The organism is Paenibacillus sp. FSL R5-0766 (genome assembly GCF_037971845.1).
GTDB lineage: Bacteria > Bacillota > Bacilli > Paenibacillales > Paenibacillaceae > Paenibacillus.
In genome coordinates, this window is record NZ_CP150227.1 from 1,024,378 (window position 1) to 1,044,202 (window position 19,825).

The following is a 19,825-nucleotide window of genomic DNA, read 5'->3' on the forward strand; positions in this document are numbered from 1 at the left end:
TTTGCATTCCCTTGTATACATGTATTCAATATGTGCACAAGAAAAATGATCAAGAGAGAAGGAGAGCTTACAACATGAACAGAAGACTCAATCTGATTTTCCTCAAACGATGGTTTATGTTATTAATCATCGTGGCGGTGGCGGCTATGCCGTTACACGCCTTCGCCGCGGAGGCGGAATCCGGGGCCGATCGGCCATGGATGAACACATCTCTATCTGCGGAAGAACGCACCGAGCTGTTGCTCAAGGAGATGACGCTGGAGGAGAAAGTTGGATTCGTAACTGGTAAAGTAAATAACTATTATGGTTTCTATAATGATGGATTGGAGCGCCTCGGCATTCCGGCATTACAGATGGCAGATGGACCCGCAGGAGTACGTGTGGCTAACCCGGATGTGCAGGACAAAAAGTCCACGGCATTGCCTGCACCCATCGCGCTTGCCGCTTCCTGGGATACCAATCTGGCCAAGAAATATGGCGATCTGATCGGTCAGGAAGCACATGATACAACACATAATGTAGTGCTCGGCCCTGGGCTGGATATTGCACGTACACCATGGGGTTCCCGGAACTTCGAATCTCTCGGGGAAGATCCGCTACTGGCTTCCGGCATGGGTGCAGCGTATGTGAACGGGATTCAAAGTAATCCAGTTATTGCTACAGCGAAACACTATATCCTGAACAACCAGGAGACGGAACGTTTCACGACCAATGCAACAGCCAGCGAACGTGCCATTCAGGAAGTCTATGCACGTCCGTTCCAGGCGATGGTCGAAAAAGCGGATCTTGGTTCAGCAATGTGTTCATTTAACCAGGTGAACGGTACATATGCTTGTGAGAACAAGGAGATGCTGACAGATGTCCTTAAGAATCAGTTTGGCTTCGAAGGGTTTGTCATGAGTGACTACGGCGCAAACTTCAGCACGGCCAAATCTGCTAATGCGGGTCTGGATCTGGAGACACCTGGAGAGCCTTACGGCAAATGGGGAAGTAAGCTACTGGAAGCCGTGAACAATGGCGAAGTCAGCGAGCAAACCATTGATGAGAAGGTTAGACGCATTTTGCTTCAAATGTTCGATAAAGGGCTGTTTGATAACCCGGTAACAAATACACAAATCAATGCCAAGAAAGACGGCAAACAGGCACGTGAAATTGCAGAAGAGAGCATGGTTCTTTTGCAAAACAACGATAATACACTGCCGCTGTCCAAGAAAAACGTGAAATCCATCGCTGTCATCGGACCGGATGCAGATAACGCATCGGCTGCTGGTGGAGGTAGCAGTCTGGTTAATCCAACGTATACTGTAAGTCCGCTGCAAGGCATTCGTAACCGTGCTGGTAACGGTGTGGATGTAAAATATGCTGCCGGAACGGATCCTATCTCCGCAGGAGATGCATTTAATGGACCATCCGCCGTACCTTCTACTCTTTTATCACCAGCGGATGCTCAGGAAAGTGAAAGAGACTATGGTACAGATCGTGCGGAATACGGTCTGCGTGCTGAATACTGGACGAATAAAGATATGGAGGGTAATCCTTCTTTGGTCCGAACAGATCATCAGGTTAATATGAATCTTGGATTCTACAACTATGAAGGTTTTAACGCGCAATCTTCCAAGCTTCCAGTGACACCTACGAAATTCAATGCCAAAATGTCTGCTCGTTGGACAGGGGCGATCACAGCACCTCAAACGGGTGAATATAAACTGTCCCTGACCAGTCTAGGTTCCGCAAAACTGTATGTGGATGATAAGTTACTCGTAGACAATCAAGGTGAAACATTGAGTACAACGAATAAAGAAATCACGTTCAAAGAAGGCGAGTCCCACAATATTCGAATTGAGTATCGTACGGATTTCCCGGTACAGACCAATCATGATATGGGTGCGCAGGTTCGTTTTGGCTGGGAAGCTCCAGAAGACGCTGTGGATATCAAAATGCAAAAAGCAGTTGATCTGGCAAAAAAATCAGATGTTGCCGTCGTGGTAACTCGTACGTATGACAGTGAAGGTTACGTCGACCGTTCCGACCTGAAGCTGCCGAATAACCAGGAGCAGCTGATCCGCAAGGTAGCAGCAGCCAATCCAAAAACGATTGTGGTGCAAATGAGTGGTCGCGCTGTTGAAATGGATTCCTGGCAAAAAGAAGTGCCATCCATCGTTCAGGCTTGGTATGCAGGTCAGGAACAAGGTAATGCAGTGGCACGTGTGCTGTTTGGTGATGTGAATCCATCCGGTAAGTTGCCGGTGACGTTCCCATCAGATGATTCCCAGACCCCGGTATCCACTGCGGAACAATTCCCGGGTGTTAACGGGGTGGGCAACTATTCCGAGGGTATTTTTGTAGGGTATAAAGGATATGACAAAGAAGGCATGACACCGGCGTTTGCTTTTGGACACGGACTGTCGTATACCGATTTTAATTATCGTAATCTACATGTGAAGAACACTGGTAAAGGTGATAAGGAAACCGTAGAAGTATCCCTGAATCTGCGTAATACCGGTAAAGTTGACGGTGCAGAAGTTGTACAGGTCTATGTTGGCAATCTGCCAACCAAAGTCGAGACTCCGAAGAAACAACTTGCTGGCTGGGCGAAGATTGATCTCAAAGCAGGCAAGCAGCAGCGGGTCAACATTCAACTGGATCGCAGCGCACTGTCCTATTGGGATGAAACATCACATGAATGGGTAATGCCTAAGGGTAAAGTTCAAGTGTATGTCGGCAGTGCATCCGATGATATTCGTCTGACAGGCAGTGTGAATATCGGAAGCAAGTCTGGTAAATAAAAGTGCAATCAGGGAGATCGAAAAGTTGTTCTCCCAGTGAAGTTATTTGTGTCAAATGCAGTTGGTTCTACTTTATATAGATTAGGAAATTTAGTCGTGGCCTAGTGGCCGCGGCTTTTTCCACAATGGAAGGATAGTGAAGCATGATGAACATAGGCTGGCGAGAGCATTCCAAACGATGGATGATCCTGTTGATCGCAGCTGTTTGTTGTATCGGTATAGGAATCGGGCTTATCTTCAACCGAAGTGAACAACCCGCTCCGACACCGGTTGTGGATAAGCAGAGAACGGCCGAAGTCTGGTTAACCACGGGAGATCAGCAAAATCTGCTTACACCACAGAAGCCCATTCCAATTATCGATCACCATGATGCAAACACAAGTTCTTCAGTTTTTTCAACGCAGGAGTCAGACACGTCTTCGTCGGAGTTTACCATACAGATTGACCCGGACAAGACGTATCAGACCATGGATGGATTTGGCGCAGCGATGACGGGGTCGTCGGCACATCTGATCAACCAGCTTTCAGAGGAACAACAAGAGCAACTGCTGAAGGAACTGTTTACGATGGAAGGGCTGAACATGGATATGGTACGTCATACAATTGGTGCTTCCGATTATTCAGTGGATGAATCAGGTTTGGCTTCAAGTTATACCTATGATGATATCGAGTCTGGCACGGATTATGACATGGAACACTTTTCGATCGATAAAGATCAGGAAGTTGTGAATATGCTGGAGCGTGTGACTTGGCTGAAACCGGATCTTAAAGTGTTGGGTACCCCGTGGACGGCCCCGGCCTGGATGAAGTATGGGGAGAAGACCACGAACGGTTGGTATCTGGATTACAACGATCCTCAGGTGTACGAAGCGTACGCAAGATATTTTGTGAAATATATCAAAGCTTATCAGACAAAGGACATTCCCATCTACGGGATCACGTTGCAAAATGAACCGGAGTTCACCTCGGACAAATATCCGAGTATGAGTATGGGAGCTGAAGAACAAGCGATGTTCATTCAGGATTATCTCGGCCCGGCTCTACAGGATGCGGGACTGGACACGCGAATCATCGCGTATGATCATAACTGGGATCAGGCGGTTGAATATACCGACAAGGTGCTTGGTGATGAGCAGGCTGCTGCTTATATCGATGGATCTGCTTTCCACTGTTATGCAGGTGATCCATCTGCCATGTCGGAAGTGCATGAGCGCTTCCCAGACAAAAATATCTATTTTACCGAATGTAGTGGTGGGGAGTGGAGTCCAGATTTTGGCGAGAATCTGAGCTGGCAGATGTCCAATCTCATCATTGGTGCACCTCGTAACTGGGCAAAAAATGTGCTGCTCTGGAACATCGCACTCGATCCGCAAGGTGGACCCACGAACGGTGGCTGTGAGAACTGTCGTGGGGTTGTGACGATTGACCCCGACAGTGATGAAATCACGAGAAATGTCGAGTATTATGCGTTAGGCCACATCAGCCGTTATGTACGTCCAGGAGCTGTGAGAGTGGATTCCACGCAAGAACAGGGCAAGATCGAGAACGTAACCTTCCGCAATCCAGATGGAACGATGGTGCTGGTTGCAGCTAACACGGGTGAGGCAGAAGTTTCCTTTGATGTAGTCATAGATGGAGATTCTTTTCGATATATACTGCCTTCCCAATCGGCAGCAACCTTCCGTTGGAAGCCAAAAACGGAGGTAGAACGTTGACTCAATATTGGAAATTATGGGTACAGATTGAATGATGAACATGATAAAATAAACGTAGAGTTATTTCAAATTTGATGTATTAAACAAGTCCGATCCCAGGATCGGGCTTTTACATAACCTTTTACTTTTAATAGAGAAGGAGCATACGTCGGACATGTTAGTCGTTGCATATCGGGAACAGGATCATGACAAGTTGGTCGAGATCTGGGAGAGTTCTGTTCGGGCAACACATACGTTTTTGGAAGAGCATCACATTCAGTTCTACAAAAAAGTGGTGAGTGATGTGTTGCAACAAAGGCAAGTCGAGGTTTGGGAAGCGCTGAATACGGAGCAACAACCCGTGGGTTTTATTGGTTTGGATGATAACTTTATCGAGATGTTATTTGTAGATCCGAGCCAACACGGACAGGGTCTGGGACGTCTGCTAATAAACCATACCTTCAAAATCAAAGGCCGTCACCTCAAGGTGGATGTTAATGAGCAGAATACTGGGGCAGCCCGATTCTATGAAAAGATGGGATTTGTACAGATGGGGCGATCTGAATTGGATAGTTCCGGTAATCCGTTTCCACTGTTGCATCTGGAGATCATATAGGAACAGGTTGAGAGAGAGCGTCATTGGTTGACCACAGGATGTTAATGAACACGAAGAGGAGTGTGCAGGATGACACAGATCAAGGTGACACCGGAACAACTGGAGACGGTCAGTGGGCAGTTCGCTCAGGCACATCAGCAATTATCGGGCTTCATGTCCACATTGGACGGCAAGATGAGTATCATGCGCAGCAACTGGGATGGCATGGAGCGTGAGCGTTTTTATAACGATTATTCACCGGCTCAAGGTACGATGAAATCTGTTCTGGAACTGGTTCTGTCCATTCAGTCGGAGCTTAAGAAGATTGCCGAGCGTTTCCGTACGACAGATGAAGAGGCGGTGAGCCAGGCAATCATGACGGCGCTGACCGCAGCGCGGGCGCTATCAACCATGGGCAAAAATAAAGGCGATGATCTGGACAAAACGCCAGGTCCACCAAAGAACATGGATGAATGGGATGAGAAGGATGCTGAGAAATACCAGAACTATGATGAAATGCTGAAGAAAGCCAAAGAGATGGGTGACGAAGAACTGGCGCAACAGATTCAGGCCAGCATGAACATCATTCGGCTTCAGTATGAAGATGTAATCTATCAGACTGACCCCAATACGGGCAAGACGGTGAAAATTACCGAGGATTCCATCGTGGGTACGTATCAGGTAAAAAGCGATAAGGGCGAAACGACAACCATCAGTCTGGATAAACAGGGCAATGTGGTAGATTATAGCAAGGATACGGAAAAATATAAGTATTCGGAGCAAACGCATACGACCAGTCAAGGCGAGCATCTCTTTGGCAAAGTGGCACAAACGGCTACAGCCTACGGCATTGGTCTGCTGCTTACAAGCAAGACAGGCTCTGCCTTTACAGAACATGCCACTGGATTGGGTTCTTCCTTCGTCGCGGACAAGTTCCTGTTCTCTGTGCCGGAAGAAGGCGAGACACGTACGATGATCTACCGTACCAATAAGGAAACGGGCAAAATGGAAAATATGATCGTGGTCACGCGTGGCGACAACGATATTGAATATACGCCGTGGCGGGATTACTTCTAAGCCACGGATGGGGTTGGCAAGCGGGCAACGCAGGGGTACCTGGTTGCGGCCTGCTTGCCAACCCACTGCATGGAGCCATGTGATTGTGTATCACATGGCTATGCGTGTGGAGGGCAGGCGGCTTATCCGTGAGCCTGCCTATAGAGAAACACCCCGGCAATCTTCTCCCTGAGATGGGAAGGTTGCCGGGGTTTTTTGTGTTCTCCTTACCGAGCAGCCACGGTCGATGGACCGGGCTGTAAGGAGATCTTTTTTGCCAAAGATTAATGCGTCTCTTCATCCAGAAACGGTTTGTTCACCGCATAATACATGAAGCCCATCAGCAGCACACCACCCACCAGATTACCCAAGGTCACGGGAACCAGGTTGTGAAGCACGCCTTCAAATGAGATCGTCCCCGGGTGATTCAGCACAAGTGCAATCGCGAACGTACACATATTGGCGATGCTGTGCTCATATCCCGAGATGAAGAAGCAGAACACAAAGAGCATCATGGCAAACATTTTGGCTCCATTCTCCTTCATGAACATCGGGACAAAAAACGCCATACATACAAGCCAGTTACACAGGATTCCCCGGAAAAAGAGCTGCATGGTTGGAACTTCCATCTTATGCTCCACCACGCTTAACAGAAAACCGTTCACCTGAGACGAGTCGAACAATCCGGTCAGGTAGATTAACAAGGCAAACACGGCTGCGCCCATCAGGTTACCACTATAACTCGCAATCCACAGTTTGATCACTTCGAACCAGCGCAGCTTCTTGCGCAGCGCCGCATACGTGTAATAAAACGTATTTCCCGTGAACAGGTCACCCCCGCCATAGGCGATCAGAATGATGGCCGCGCCAAATGTAATTGCCGCCATCGGATAGGTAAACGGGGACTGCTCCATATAAAAGAAGTTACCTGTCTTAAACGCCACGATGACGCCGAATCCGATAAACATACTGGCCAACATGGAGCGTGCAAGGTACCTGATTAAGCTTTGTTTGTATATCTTGTGTTTCTTCAAAGCTAGTTGTTCCACGTTGCGTAAAGCTTCCGTTTCCATAATTCTCCTCCAATAGCATGATGTCTTGCTTACCATTATAACGAAATTATGGAAATTGGGGAGATCAAACTTGGTTTATTGATTATTATTTCCTTGATTCGAATGCAGTACACGCATTGCAGAAGAGCCAAAATCAGGATCGGATTGAAGTGATTCTAGCGCGGATGCTGCACCATTAACTTGTTGATGTGCAACAAGCATAGCAAAGGCCGCTCCTCTGACTAATATGTTTTCTTCACCGCTGATTTCGTTAAAATCAGGGTGTTCATTGTTTTTATTATGATTTAAATCAGACATGTCAGACATATCCTATCGTTCACCTCCTGAACAATATTATGATTGGGGCGGAAGAATGATTGGATGGGAAGCCAAGGCTTCTTCCACAATCTGTTCAGGCGTCAGGTCTCGATCATCCCAAAAAATCAGATTACTGATCTCCGCATATGGTACCTGCTGCTGTAGCTCCGTCAACATGTCATCCAACTCGGCTTCCGTTCCTTCAGAGTCCATCAGTTTGCGAACCAATTCGACCAAATGCAATCGATTATCCATATCGATACCTCCTGAATGATTCAGAGTGTGAACTAACTAGTCTTTCATGGGCTGATTCAAAGGATCATATATAATGAGCACCGGAAAAAATTTGGGCTCAAGCATCAGACTAATGAGTTGTTCGTCTTGATCAGTATATGAAATGATATAGTTCCCGAAATGAGACTCGTAGTTGAAGTCTTGGAATTGAAAGGAATGTTCGGGATACTTTATCTTCACATATAACGTAGTAACTCCGCGGGCTAAGGTTTCTTTTAACATAGGAATTTGGGCCAAAAGCATAATAGCAACAAGAAAAATTAGTATACGTTTAGCTAGACGGGTCAGATGGATTCACCCCATTATCGTAAATCAATTTTCAACAATTCATGAAGGCCCATCTCAAAATAGATATCACTCCATAAGGATAGCCAGATTACCAAATTGCGCGCCTTTTTCCATGCGTTCGAATGCTTTTGCTACGTCTTGCAATGGATATACGCCATCAATTACAGGATGTATATCATGTTGTTCCACCCACTGCAGCATTTGGACAAACTCCTCACGGCTGCCCATAGAGGTGCCGATCAGACTGATCTGCGGGAAGAAGATAGAGCGAATGGGTACGGTCAGATCATCCCCCGAACTTGCACCATACATCACGATACGTCCACCTGGTCTGATTATATCAAAATATTTTGGGAACATGGCTTGTCCGATGCTATCCAAGATGATGTCCACAGGTTCCATATCGTTCTGCATACTCCAATCGGCATGACTATCCAGTGCCTGGGCAGCGCCCAAACGCAGAGCTTCATTTCTTTTGGCTTCACTTCTGGAGGTGACGGTCACCTTGGCACCAGCCGCCACTGCCATGAGGAGGGCATAGGTCGCTACACCACCGCCAATACCGGGAATGAGGACATGTTCACCTTGCTTCAATACACCACGAGTGAATAAGGCGCGATAGGCCGTCAGGGCTGAAAGGGACAGCACACCTGCTTCCTCCCAGGATAGGTGGGCTGGCTTAGGCAGGGTATTTTCAGCAGGCAACGTTATATATTGAGCCAGCGTTCCATCCGTAGGGCCACCAACAATATCGGGTACGGTCGGCACTTCAGATGCATGTTCCCAACCAAGCGTAGGATGGATAATGACTTCATCTCCTATCGCGAACCCTCTTACGCTTTCGCCAATCGCTACGATAATCCCTGCTCCATCGGAACCGGGAATGAGCGGGGTGTCCTGGGTTCCGCGTCCCGCCATGATGAATAGATCCCGATGGTTGATACCAGCGGATTTTAATTGAATCTGCACTTCCCCGGCTTCTGGTGCCCGAGAGATTGACTCTGTATATTGAAGACCTGCAAGGCCACTCTGGCCCGAATGGATAATAGCTTTCATGTTCAATATTCCTCCTGTCTGTGTAGCCAGATTTCACTACTGAGCCTCATTGTACAGACGGAGCAGATTCACGTAAAATGAACAAAAATGATTGTCAGTATCATTGAAAATAATAGATAAGCACTTTGCATGAATCGGATGATGCAGAATGCCGATATAACGACGGGCAGGTGATCAGGGTATGGATGCAGGTGATTTGAAAATATTTCAGGCGGTTGCCCGCGAAGGTAGTATCAGTAAAGCTGCGCTCTCACTTAATTATGTGCAGTCCAATGTAACAGCACGGATTAAACAGTTGGAGACCCAACTGCAAGTACCGCTATTTCATCGTTCCAATCGGGGGATGTCGCTTACACCAGCAGGAGAGAACCTGCTTGGGTATGCGGATAGAATATTGGAATTATTATATGAAGCAGAGCAGGCCACACAAGTGGGTAACCCACCAGCGGGCATGCTTCGTCTAGGTGCCATAGAGACAGCAGCTTCTACTTTTCTGACGCCGCTCTTGGCTGAATATACTTCATGCTACCCGGAAGTACAACATTCGCTTGTCACGGGTGGGACCCATGAATTGAACCAGAAGGTCATCCAACATGAATTGCATGGAGCCTTAATATATGGCCCGATTGATCATCCTGAGCTGAATTATATGAAGATGTATGACGAGGAATTGGTGTTGATCGCTGAACCTGGAGCGCATGAGATGTACACGTTATTGTCCAGGCCGATGTTGTTTTTTGAGATCGGATGCACTCATCGCGATCAGGCGGAATCCTTTTTGAAAGATCAGGGTATCCACACGCTTAACATCATGGAATATGGAACACTGGACACGATTCTAAATGGTGTATCTGCCGGGCTTGGTGTATCATTGCTGCCACGTTCTTCGGTTACCAAAGCAGAATTAAGAGGCGAGATCGCGGTGATGTCTTTGCCCGACCCCTATTGCCGGTTGGAAGTAGGATTTGTATATTCCCGTGGTGAACATATATCTAGTGCGCTCAGCGCTTTGGTTGAGATTATTACAGAACCAGAACGATAAGAGGTTGTTCATAAAGTCCGTTTATGAACATGCACTATAAAGGAGTGAGTGATCTTGAAAGAAACTGCGTTAACGTTGGGTGATGCCTTTAATCAGGCAGACTTTATTGTAGGTGGTCATGGTAGTCGCCAAGTGAAGGTACTTCAGAACGTACTGGACCAGATCGATGGCGAGGTGTTCAGTGATCACTACGGCAACGGCCCCCTCATTGAAGAATTTCAGCAACAGATGGCTAACGTTCTTGGCAAGGAATCGGCGGTATTTTTTCCAAGTGGAACGATGGCACAGCAGATTGCATTACGGATCTGGTGTGATCGCAAAGGAGTAAAGCGAGTAGCTTACCACCCTCTGTGTCATCTGGAAATCCATGAGGAAGACGGACTGAAAGAGCTGCATCAGATTGAATCAATTTTGCTTGCGGACAAGGATCGTTTGATTCGTTTGCAAGATGTACAGGCGCTCGATGAGGACATTTCCTGTCTGCTGTTGGAACTGCCGCAACGCGAGATTGGCGGGCAATTGCCAGCGTATGAAGAGTTGGAAGCGATCTCGGCCTATTGTCGTGAACGCGGGATTAAGCTGCATCTGGACGGGGCACGCCTGTTTGAGATTACTCCCTATTATCAGAAAACGCCTGCGGAGATTTGCAGTTTGTTTGATACGGTGTATGTGTCCTTTTATAAAGGCATTGGAGGTATTGCGGGGGCTATATTGGCGGGAGATCCCGATGTGATGCAGGAATCGAAAGTATGGAAACGTCGGCACGGCGGAGATCTGATCGGCCTGTATCCGTATATTCTGAGTTCTCAGTATTATTTCAATGAACGGATTGGCAAAATGGAGTTGTATTACGAGCAGGCTCAAGAACTCGCCTTACTACTGAATGCGTGTCACGGGATACAAACGTTACCCGAGGTACCGGTATCGAATATGTTTCATGTGCACTTTGCGCTCGCTGCTGCCGAAGTTGAACCAATTCTGGTGCAAATGGCTAAGCAGTATGGCATAGGAATGACTTCATATCTGAACAAGACGAGTGGGAACAGCTGTGCCTTTGAATTGTCTATGGGTGATCGTTATGAGAAAGTTCCCCAGGACAAGCTGCGTGCAGCACTGGAATGGCTGGATCAAGAGTTGCGTAAACAGGTGAGATAAAAAGTTGATTTTAATGTTCGACTCTTTTTTGGGTAAGGTGTTGCGCTTCAGAACTATTGAATTCACAACGGCTGATCAGTGACGAAAGGTACCTAAAAGGGGGAGTTCAAGTGACGTCGATAGAATTGGAACCGATTCGTGATCTTTTGGTAAAAGCCTACAATACAACAATGGGAGAAGGATGTACTCCTGAAACGCAACAGAGCATTGAGGATTTTGAGCAAAAGTATAATGTAAAACTGCCCGCAGCGTATCGCGCACTTTTGCTTGAATTCGGTGCATGTAATTTTGGCGATCCTGCCTTGTATTCGGTGAAAGAACTGAGCTGGGCTTATCCGGATTTTTTGGAAGTATACCGTGAATATGAGAAAGAATACGAGCTGCCAGCTGACCTCCAGCCTTTCCCGATTGGTGGATTTGGTGAAGGAAGTACGGCTATACTGGATCAAAGTTCAGGCAAGATAATGATGTTGATCCACGATGCAGGGGAAACTCCTCTGCGGGAGATTGCTGTGGATTTTAATGAATTGATGACAATGCTGGCTGAGTCGGCAATCTGGGTTCAGGAACAAATGAATTAACAAGGTAGACGGAAGGATGCGCAATCGGCTTATGGATATTCGAAAGTTAAGATACTTTATCACCGTGGCAGAAGAACTTCATTTCCACCGTGCAGCGGAAAAATTAAATATGACGCAACCACCGCTGAGCCAGCAGATTCAGAATTTAGAGGATGAGCTTGGCGTGAAGCTGTTGGAGCGCACCAGAAAAATGGTTCGTCTCACCCCGGCAGGTGCGGTATTTCTGGAACAGGCCAGGCTAATCATGGCCCAGCTCGAACGATCCATTCAGCTTACGCAAAAAGCAGATCAGGGCATCATCGGGCATATAACCATAGCCTTTGTGGATTCGGCTTCGGGGAGCATTATGGTGGATGTCCTTAGGAAATTTCGCGCTGCGTATCCGCAGATTGAATTGACGCTGCGTGAGATGACTTCGTCCCAACAATTGCAGGCTCTGGAAGACGGACAGATCCATATTGGATTTTTGCGATATCAGGAAGATACTCGTCATGTCTCGTTCCGCCCCTGTCAGATGGAAACGTTGATTGCCGTATTGCCAGATCATCACCCGTTGGCTTCTCAGACTCAAGTTTCAATTCGAGAACTGGCGGATGAAGATTTTATTTTATTCCCACGGCATCTGGGTTCTCCGTTCCATCGTCTCGTTCTGGATTATTGCAGGGAGCATGGCGTAGATCCTCGAATTACGCAGGAAGCGATCCAGATGTATACGATTGTGAATCTCGTTGCGGCGGGCATGGGCATTTCCATTGTTCCGTCATCGGTGGATGTGTTCCAGCGAAAGGGTGTAGTCTTTCTTCCATTACAAGAAAATCCGCCCTCCGTACCGTTGTACACGGCATGGCGGACGGATATGAATCAGGAAGTGGTATCACGTTTTATGAACTTTGTTGATGGGGAATATGAGTTGCGCTAAAGGTTATTTACACTTACACTGCGATGACAGAACAACCTTCCAATCGCTGTTATCCCCAGATTTTTTTCGATCCCTTTTCTCAAGGGGAAAATCTGGTGATAAAGGCGAACGCTCCGCTTTTTCAGGTTTTTTCTGTCCTCTCCGTTCTCGTGTAAATGATTAGTACAACTTAGTATGTTGTGAGTAGTAAAAAAAGAAACTATCCCGTCTTGGTTGGATCACGCTCAATCCATGGATTCAATATTTCATCAATACGAGTCATGATCGCAGGGTCCAGTTTCACACCGGAGGCTTTTACATTTTCCAATACCTGCTCTGGCCGGGATGCACCGATAATCACGGAACTAACATACGAATGTTGTAGAACCCACGCCACAGCGAGTTGAGGAAGAGTTAGACCAATCTCTTTAGCGAGTGGAACAAGCTGTTGCACAGCGGTAAGAGCATCTTCACGTAACCACTGACCAGCCAGTTTATTGAAAAAGGGTGCTCCTGCCTCAGCAGCTGCGCGTGATCCGGTGGGCAATGCTTCGTTAGGCGCATATTTGCCTGATAGTATACCCTGAGCCAGAGGAGACCATGTAATCTGTCCAAGTCCTGCTTGGTCGCTTGCAGGCACCACTTCTTGCTCAATCACACGCCATAACATTGAATACTGGGGCTGACTTGCAATAAAGGGGACATGAAGTTCCTTCGCCAAAGCGGCTGCTCGTGCAATCTGATCTGCGTTCCATTCACTTACGCCAATGTAATGAACTTTGCCCTGACGCACCAGATCGGAGAATGCCAGAAACGTCTCTTCCAGCGGAGTGTTGTAATCATAACGGTGAGCGTAATAGACATCGATATAATCCGTCTGTAAGCGCCGTAATGAACCATTGCAGGCTTCCATGATGTGTTTACGTGAAAGTCCGCGGTCATTATGACCTGTGCCGGTTGGGTGACAGACTTTGGTGCATAGTTCAATACTTTCTCTTCGTATATCCTTAAGAGCCTGTCCCAGTACGGTTTCTGCCTTGGTATTGGAGTACACGTCTGCGGTATCAAATGTAGTAATACCTGCCTCCAATGCGGCTTGAACACAAGCTTCTGCTATTCCATCCTCGACTTGCGCTCCATGCGTAATCCAGTTGCCGAGTGAAATCTCACTGACGGTTAATCCACTGTTTCCTAATTTGCGATATTCCATTCATGTCGCCTCCCTAAGTCATCTGGACTCCATTGTAACAATGGCAGATTAATAGGTGAAATATCTTTTAACCTCATCTTTGATACGAAAAAAGTATCAGTGAACCTACATTTTCTCTTGAAGGTATTTGCGATAGAGGGCAGGCGTAATTTCCTCGAACTTTTTGAATATTTTGATAAAATATCCCGATTCATTAAATCCCAGCTCATCACTGATCTGTGAGACAGGCATGTCGGTGACCTCCAGCAATTGCTTGGCCCACTTAATCTTGAGTTTTGCCAGGTAGGTTGTGAAGTTCTCACCCGTTTCCTTGGCAAACAGCCTGCTGAAATAACTCGGACTCAGGTGGCATAGATCGGCCATTTGTTTGAGTGAAACTTGTTCGCTTTTGTGACTGTGAATGTATTCAAAAGCAGGCTGGAGCACCGGGCTGGAGCTTTCCGTGTCACTTGGGCTATTTTTGAGATAAGCATCCGCTATCGCATTGGTCATCTCTTTTTTGATCGACTCGATATTACGAATGGAGTAACCCGGCAGAATGGTGGAGAGGTTTAGAGTCTCCTGATTGCCTGAAGCTTTCTCGAACATTTCAACTAACAGATTTTTGTTTAGCGCTTCTTCCACAATGTAGTTGCAGAGCAGGGATAACATGTTGGAGATTTTCACAATCTCTTCATAGGTCATCACAGGCAGCTGAGCGTAATCATCCTTTAATTCCTCCAGCTTGGCTGCATGCATGGGTACGTTTTTGGACGTGACTATTTGCTCCAAGTCGCTACCCTTTTCCGGATCGGCGAGTTTCACTTGTCCTGCCATGACGGCGCCGATATATTTGCCATCAATCGTGATCGGAATCGCGATATCTATAATATTGAAATGGCATAAATACACATAAGGTTCATTCAATCGAACGGCTTCCAGACCACCGCGTGAATCACATTTTTGACAGTAGGGGAGAAGCTCCGGGTCTTTACGGACATTCTGGCAGAAAACCTGACAGCTGCTGTGACTGGTTACGGGAATGCCTTTATAATCAACGGTGAGGATCGCCAGTTTGGTTACTGTTGCGAGAGAATCTTGTAGACGCTTCCATTTATTTAGGTCCAGAATTTTATTGATATGCAGATATTCTTTGATCATTGGTGCAACCTCCATAGGCTAACCAGATTCATAATTTAGGCCGTTAAAAGTTAGCAAGTTGTACATATTAAGATGTAATGATGACGGGTAATGTATAATGGGAGGTCAAAATTCAACCATCTCATGACAATAAGATACCATGATTGTGCCAAAAAGCAAAAAATTACGATTGAAAATTATAATAATTTGTTATCAAAGTCCACTGTAAACCTGCTGCTCATGCGTTATATTAAGGTCAATTGTAAGAAATTAAAATTTGATTTAATCACTACACTATTTCATATCCTTAGGAGGCATATAATATTATGAGAAAAGCATTTATCAGCCCAACTAAATATGTACAAGGCGAAGACGAGTTGTTGAACCTGGGGTACTTTGTTAAATCCTTCGGAGAATCTGCTTTGCTGATTGCACATCCCGATGATGTACAGCGTGTCAAAGCTAAGCTGGATGCAACAGCCGAGAAATTTAATATTACGTTTGTTGAAAGCGGTTTTAAAGGGGAATGTTCCCGTGAGGAAGTTGCTCGTCTGCAAGCGATCGCGAAGGAAAAAGGATGTGACTCTACGATCGGTCTTGGTGGTGGTAAAGCCATTGATGCGGCTAAATGTGTAGCTGAAGGCGAAGCACTGATCATCTGCCCTACGATTGCGGCAACAGACGCACCGACAAGCCACTCCGCTGTATTGTACACACCGGACGGTTCTTTTGATGACTATGCTTACTTCAAACAAAGCCCAAGTGTGGTTCTCGTTGATACAACCGTAATTGCCAATGCACCAACACGTTTCCTCGTATCCGGTATGGGAGATGCGCTCTCTACATACTTCGAAGCAAGAGCAACAGCGAAATCCTATTCCCGTGTAAACGCAAGTCTGCCAATGGGTTCCCGCGAAGGATACACACCATCAGCAGTAGGTACCAATGCGGCACTTGCACTGGCAAAACTGTGTTATGAAATGCTGCTGACTGACGGTGCAAAAGCAAAAGTAGCGAGTGACAGTAACGTCGTGACACAAGCGCTGGAAAACATCGTGGAGACCAACATTCTGTTGTCAGGTCTTGGATTCGAAAGTGGCGGTCTGGCCGCAGCACATGCGATTCACAACGGTTTGACTGTTCTGGAAGGCACACATCACTTCTTCCACGGTGAAAAAGTATCATTCGGTACGATTGCACAACTTGTACTCGAAAATGCACCAACCGAAGAGCTGCATGAAGTCATGGACTTCTGTCTTGAAGTGGGACTCCCGATCAGCTTGGCGGATATCGGTGTAGACACGATTAGTCAGGAAGAGTTGTTGAAAGTGGCAGAGATCGCTTGTATTCCGGAAGAATCCATTCACGCTATGCCGTTCCCAATCACTGTTCCTGAAGTGGCTGCTGCCATTGCAGCGGCTGACCGTATGGGTCGTGAGTACAAAGCAGCTCGCCGGGAGGTAAAATAATGAAGAAAATTATTAACCAGGCCGAACATGTTGTTATGGAAATGTGCAACGGGATTGCGCTTGCACACCCGGAGCTTGAATTTCTGAAAAAATATAAAGTCATCAAACGCAGAGAGATCCAGGCGGATAAAGTCAGCCTGATCAGTGGTGGCGGCAGTGGACATGAACCGGCTCACGCTGGTTATGTGGGGAAAGGCATGCTGGATGCAGCGGTGTGTGGAGATGTATTCGCATCTCCTTCCCAAATCCAGGTGTATCAAGCGATCAAGGCAACAGCCAGCAACAAGGGTACACTTCTGATCATCAAGAACTACAGTGGCGACATGATGAACTTCAAAAATGCAGCGCATCTGGCTGAAGAAGATGGCATCGACGTACAGTATGTGCGTGTTGAGGATGACATCGCTGTACAAGACAGCTTGTATACCGTTGGACGTCGCGGCGTTGCCGGAACTGTACTGGTTCACAAAATTTCCGGAGCAGCAGCGGAGGAAGGTCGCAGTCTGGCAGATGTGAAATCCGTTGCCGAGAAAGCAGCTCAGAACGTACGCAGTATTGGTTTTGGATTCACATCCTGTACCGTGCCAGCTAAAGGCACGCCTACATTCGAAATTGCTGAAGATGAGATGGAATTCGGTGTAGGGATTCATGGTGAGCCAGGCATTCGCCGGGAGAAAATCGTATCAGCTGATGAATTGGCAGGACGTATGGTCGAAGCATTGCTTGCCGATATGAAGCTGGATACGGATGCTTCTGCTGAGATTGCGGTGCTTGTGAATGGTTTTGGTGCAACACCACTGCAAGAACTGTACCTGCTCAACAATTCCGTGCAGCGTGAGCTTGCTGGACATGCAGGTCTGAAGGTCGCTACTACGTTTGTAGGCAACTACATGACAAGTATCGATATGGCGGGGGCATCGGTTACGATCCTGAAACTGGATGAGGAACTAAAAACGCTGTTGTTCAAGGAAAGTGATACACCTGCATTTAAAGTATCCGGCCCTCCAGCAGCACAAGTGGCGTATTCCGAAGCGCTGGAAGCTGTTGTGGGTGAAGACGCTCCTGTATCTTACGAAGTGGAGACGGATGCATCAGCTGCGGTCATCAAAGGCAATCAATTTTCACTGGACAATGTCGTCTATCTGATCGATAAAATGGGTGAGATCATCATCAAGAATGAAGTACCATTCTGTGAATTGGATTCCCATGCTGGTGATGGCGATTTCGGTATGAGTGTGGCAAAAGGCTTCCGCCAGTTGAAACGCGAATGGAATCACATCATTAACGAAGATAAAAAAGACATCGGATCATTCCTCGATGCATGTTCCTTGGTCATCATGGAATATTGTGGCGGCGCATCCGGCCCAATCTGGGGTTCGGCATTCCGTGCGGCTGGCAAAGCAGTAGGGGATAAACAGCAATTAAACGTTGCTGAATTCGCCGAGATGATCCATGCAGCGGTGCAAGGGATTCAGTCTACAGGAGAACGTTCCTTCGGACGTGGTGCCGTTGTAGGTGATAAAACCTTGATCGATGCACTCGTTCCGTGTGCCGATTCATGGACTCAAAGTGCGGAGTCTGGCGATGACTTCAAAACAGCATTTGCCAAAGGTGCAGCAGCAGCCGTTGAAGGTGCGAAGAAAACCGAAGATATCGTGGCACGTATGGGACGTGCAGGTGCCGTCGGCGATCGTAGTCTGGGTTACCCGGATGCTGGCGCGTATGCGCTGGGTGTTATTTTCACAGAATTATCTGAGTCGATGAAATAAGAATGTTGGTGAAACATTAGATCATTTCGATGAGAAATATAAATGTATAAAGTGTTCTTACCGCAAAAGAAGTATCACATAGTGATGCTTCTTTTTTGTATTGAAATGTCGATTTTATATGCATATAAATACATATAATGGAATATTTGATTCATAATTTCGCCATGAATTAAAACAATTAGGTTGTTGAAAATGCCTTCTAACTTGTTATAATATAACCTATTGATATTGATAATCACTATCATTTGTTGTTTTGTTACTCAGCACTACAGTGAAAAGGGGTTAAGTTTTTCTCTAAAATTTACGTCTGAGGAGGTATATGATACTGAGTTTATCCAACACAGTACGCTGCGTTGGAATCCAAATTTTCTAAATTTAGGGGGATATAAATTAAATGAGAAAGTCTATTTCTTCAAAATTAATGTTTATCATGGTTGCAGCTATAACTTTGGTGTTGGCAGCTTGTTCAAGTAATGGACCTGCTTCGACGGATACGGCTAATACAGAGGCTGCAACTTCTGATGCTGCTACTACAGCTACAGCCACAACAGTTGAAATTACGGATGCTCATGGAACGGTAACTGTGCCTGTAAATCCAACGAAGGTCGTTGCTCTGGATAACAGAACATTTGAGACTCTGTCCACTTGGGGCGTCAAATTAGCAGCAGCGCCGAAGGATGTAATGCCTGCGGATTCACCATATGTGGCGGATGAATCGGTAATAAATATTGGAAATCATCGCGAACCAAACCTTGAACTATTGGCATCAATACAGCCTGACCTTGTCATTGTTGGTCAACGATTTGCTGGCTTTTATGAAGACATCAAAAAATTAGTACCTAATGCAGCAGTAATAGACCTTAATATTGAGCTTGAAGAAACAGCATCACCTGGGGAAAACTTTGTTAATGGACTTAAAGATGCAACAACCAATCTAGGTAAAATTTTTGAAAAGCAAGAAGAAGCTACTCAATTGATTGCTGATTTTGATAAAGCTATTGAAGAAGCTAAGGCCGCTTATAACGGTGAAGATAAAATTATGAGTGTTGTCGTATCTGGTGGAAACATTGGTTTCTCGGCTCCTCTTACTGGACGCGTGTGGGGACCATTGTATGACATTTTCGGCTGGGTTCCGGCACTAGAAGTGGACAAATCTTCTTCTGACCATCAAGGTGATGATATTTCTGTTGAAGCGATCGCCCAAAGTAATCCGGATTGGATTTTCGTACTGGATCGGGATGCAGCTGTATCTGCTGAAGAAGGTGCCGTTCCGGCTCAAGACGTTATTGATAACTCACCTGCGCTGAAAAACACCACTGCTATTACTCAAAAACAAATCGTTTATGCTCCAAACGACACGTACACCAATGAATCCATCGAAACTTTCTTGGAGTTGATTAACAACCTTACGAAAGCTTTAGCTAAACAGTAAAAAGGAGTATG

At 46.4% G+C, this 19,825-nt stretch carries 17 protein-coding genes; 11 read left to right on the top strand and 6 right to left on the bottom strand.

The genetic code is table 11. The features are described from left to right. Positions 1–74: 74 nt before the first annotated feature. The 4 genes from MKY66_RS04640 to MKY66_RS04655 all read left to right on the top strand — a co-directional run bounded on the left by MKY66_RS04640 (position 75) and on the right by MKY66_RS04655 (position 6,152). Positions 75–2,786: a beta-glucosidase gene (locus MKY66_RS04640; RefSeq protein ID WP_076213176.1), complete on the top strand. Its 2,712-nt coding sequence runs from the start codon at positions 75–77 to the stop codon at positions 2,784–2,786. Positions 2,787–2,932: 146 nt separating this feature from the next. Then, positions 2,933–4,501 carry a glycoside hydrolase family 30 beta sandwich domain-containing protein gene (locus MKY66_RS04645; RefSeq protein ID WP_076213576.1) on the top strand — a complete coding sequence of 523 codons (1,569 nt, stop codon included), beginning with the start codon at positions 2,933–2,935 and terminating at the stop codon, positions 4,499–4,501. A gap of 154 nt (positions 4,502–4,655) precedes the next feature. Continuing rightward, the gene (locus tag MKY66_RS04650) at positions 4,656–5,096 is read left to right on the top strand and encodes an acetyltransferase (RefSeq protein WP_076213179.1); all 441 of its coding nucleotides are present in this window, start codon (positions 4,656–4,658) and stop codon (positions 5,094–5,096) included. Positions 5,097–5,165: 69 nt separating this feature from the next. Beyond that, on the top strand, positions 5,166–6,152 hold the full coding sequence (locus MKY66_RS04655) for a WXG100 family type VII secretion target (protein ID WP_076213182.1): 987 nt from the start codon (positions 5,166–5,168) through the stop codon (positions 6,150–6,152). A 263-nt stretch (positions 6,153–6,415) separates the two neighbouring features. Here MKY66_RS04655 and MKY66_RS04660 read toward each other — a convergent pair whose 3' ends face one another. The 4 genes from MKY66_RS04660 to MKY66_RS04675 form a co-directional block, all read right to left on the bottom strand. After that, on the bottom strand, positions 6,416–7,204 hold the full coding sequence (locus MKY66_RS04660; protein ID WP_017690511.1) for a formate/nitrite transporter family protein: 789 nt from the start codon (positions 7,202–7,204) through the stop codon (positions 6,416–6,418). 75 nt (positions 7,205–7,279) lie between these two features. Further along, on the bottom strand, positions 7,280–7,510 hold the full coding sequence (locus tag MKY66_RS04665) for a hypothetical protein (RefSeq protein WP_076213184.1): 231 nt from the start codon (positions 7,508–7,510) through the stop codon (positions 7,280–7,282). 27 nt (positions 7,511–7,537) lie between these two features. Continuing rightward, positions 7,538–7,756 carry a bacteriocin immunity protein gene (locus MKY66_RS04670; protein WP_076213187.1) on the bottom strand — a complete coding sequence of 73 codons (219 nt, stop codon included), beginning with the start codon at positions 7,754–7,756 and terminating at the stop codon, positions 7,538–7,540. A 393-nt stretch (positions 7,757–8,149) separates the two neighbouring features. After that, positions 8,150–9,139 (bottom strand): zinc-binding dehydrogenase, encoded by a 990-nt coding sequence (locus MKY66_RS04675; RefSeq protein WP_076213192.1) that lies wholly within the window; start codon positions 9,137–9,139, stop codon positions 8,150–8,152. Positions 9,140–9,320: 181 nt separating this feature from the next. Here MKY66_RS04675 and MKY66_RS04680 point away from each other — a divergent pair, with 181 nt between their 5' ends. The 4 genes from MKY66_RS04680 to MKY66_RS04695 all read left to right on the top strand — a co-directional run bounded on the left by MKY66_RS04680 (position 9,321) and on the right by MKY66_RS04695 (position 12,836). Then, on the top strand, positions 9,321–10,181 hold the full coding sequence (locus MKY66_RS04680; protein ID WP_076213194.1) for a LysR family transcriptional regulator: 861 nt from the start codon (positions 9,321–9,323) through the stop codon (positions 10,179–10,181). A 54-nt stretch (positions 10,182–10,235) separates the two neighbouring features. Further along, positions 10,236–11,336, top strand: coding sequence for a beta-eliminating lyase-related protein (locus tag MKY66_RS04685; RefSeq protein WP_076213197.1), 1,101 nt, complete (start codon positions 10,236–10,238; stop codon positions 11,334–11,336). Between the two features lie 110 nt (positions 11,337–11,446). Further along, complete coding sequence (locus MKY66_RS04690) at positions 11,447–11,917, top strand: SMI1/KNR4 family protein (RefSeq protein ID WP_076213200.1); 471 nt, start codon at positions 11,447–11,449, stop codon at positions 11,915–11,917. Positions 11,918–11,948: 31 nt separating this feature from the next. Next, positions 11,949–12,836 (top strand): LysR family transcriptional regulator, encoded by an 888-nt coding sequence (locus MKY66_RS04695; protein ID WP_076213579.1) that lies wholly within the window; start codon positions 11,949–11,951, stop codon positions 12,834–12,836. 199 nt (positions 12,837–13,035) lie between these two features. Here MKY66_RS04695 and MKY66_RS04700 read toward each other — a convergent pair whose 3' ends face one another. Beyond that, on the bottom strand, positions 13,036–14,025 hold the full coding sequence (locus MKY66_RS04700) for an aldo/keto reductase family protein (RefSeq protein ID WP_076213201.1): 990 nt from the start codon (positions 14,023–14,025) through the stop codon (positions 13,036–13,038). Between the two features lie 105 nt (positions 14,026–14,130). Next, on the bottom strand, positions 14,131–15,165 hold the full coding sequence (locus MKY66_RS04705; RefSeq protein WP_076213204.1) for a PocR ligand-binding domain-containing protein: 1,035 nt from the start codon (positions 15,163–15,165) through the stop codon (positions 14,131–14,133). Between the two features lie 305 nt (positions 15,166–15,470). On the opposite strand from MKY66_RS04705, the gene MKY66_RS04710 reads away from it, so the two are divergent. From MKY66_RS04710 to MKY66_RS04720, 3 genes are all read left to right on the top strand, one after another. Further along, the gene (locus MKY66_RS04710) at positions 15,471–16,613 is read left to right on the top strand and encodes a glycerol dehydrogenase (RefSeq protein ID WP_017690500.1); all 1,143 of its coding nucleotides are present in this window, start codon (positions 15,471–15,473) and stop codon (positions 16,611–16,613) included. After that, a complete protein-coding gene (gene dhaK, locus MKY66_RS04715; RefSeq protein WP_076213206.1) occupies positions 16,613–18,382 on the top strand; it encodes a dihydroxyacetone kinase subunit DhaK in 1,770 nt (589 codons plus the stop codon). The genes MKY66_RS04710 and dhaK overlap by 1 nt, the downstream gene beginning before the upstream one ends. Before the next feature lie 394 nt (positions 18,383–18,776). Further along, positions 18,777–19,814: a siderophore ABC transporter substrate-binding protein gene (locus tag MKY66_RS04720; RefSeq protein ID WP_076213209.1), complete on the top strand. Its 1,038-nt coding sequence runs from the start codon at positions 18,777–18,779 to the stop codon at positions 19,812–19,814. The last annotated feature ends 11 nt before the right edge of the window (positions 19,815–19,825 follow it).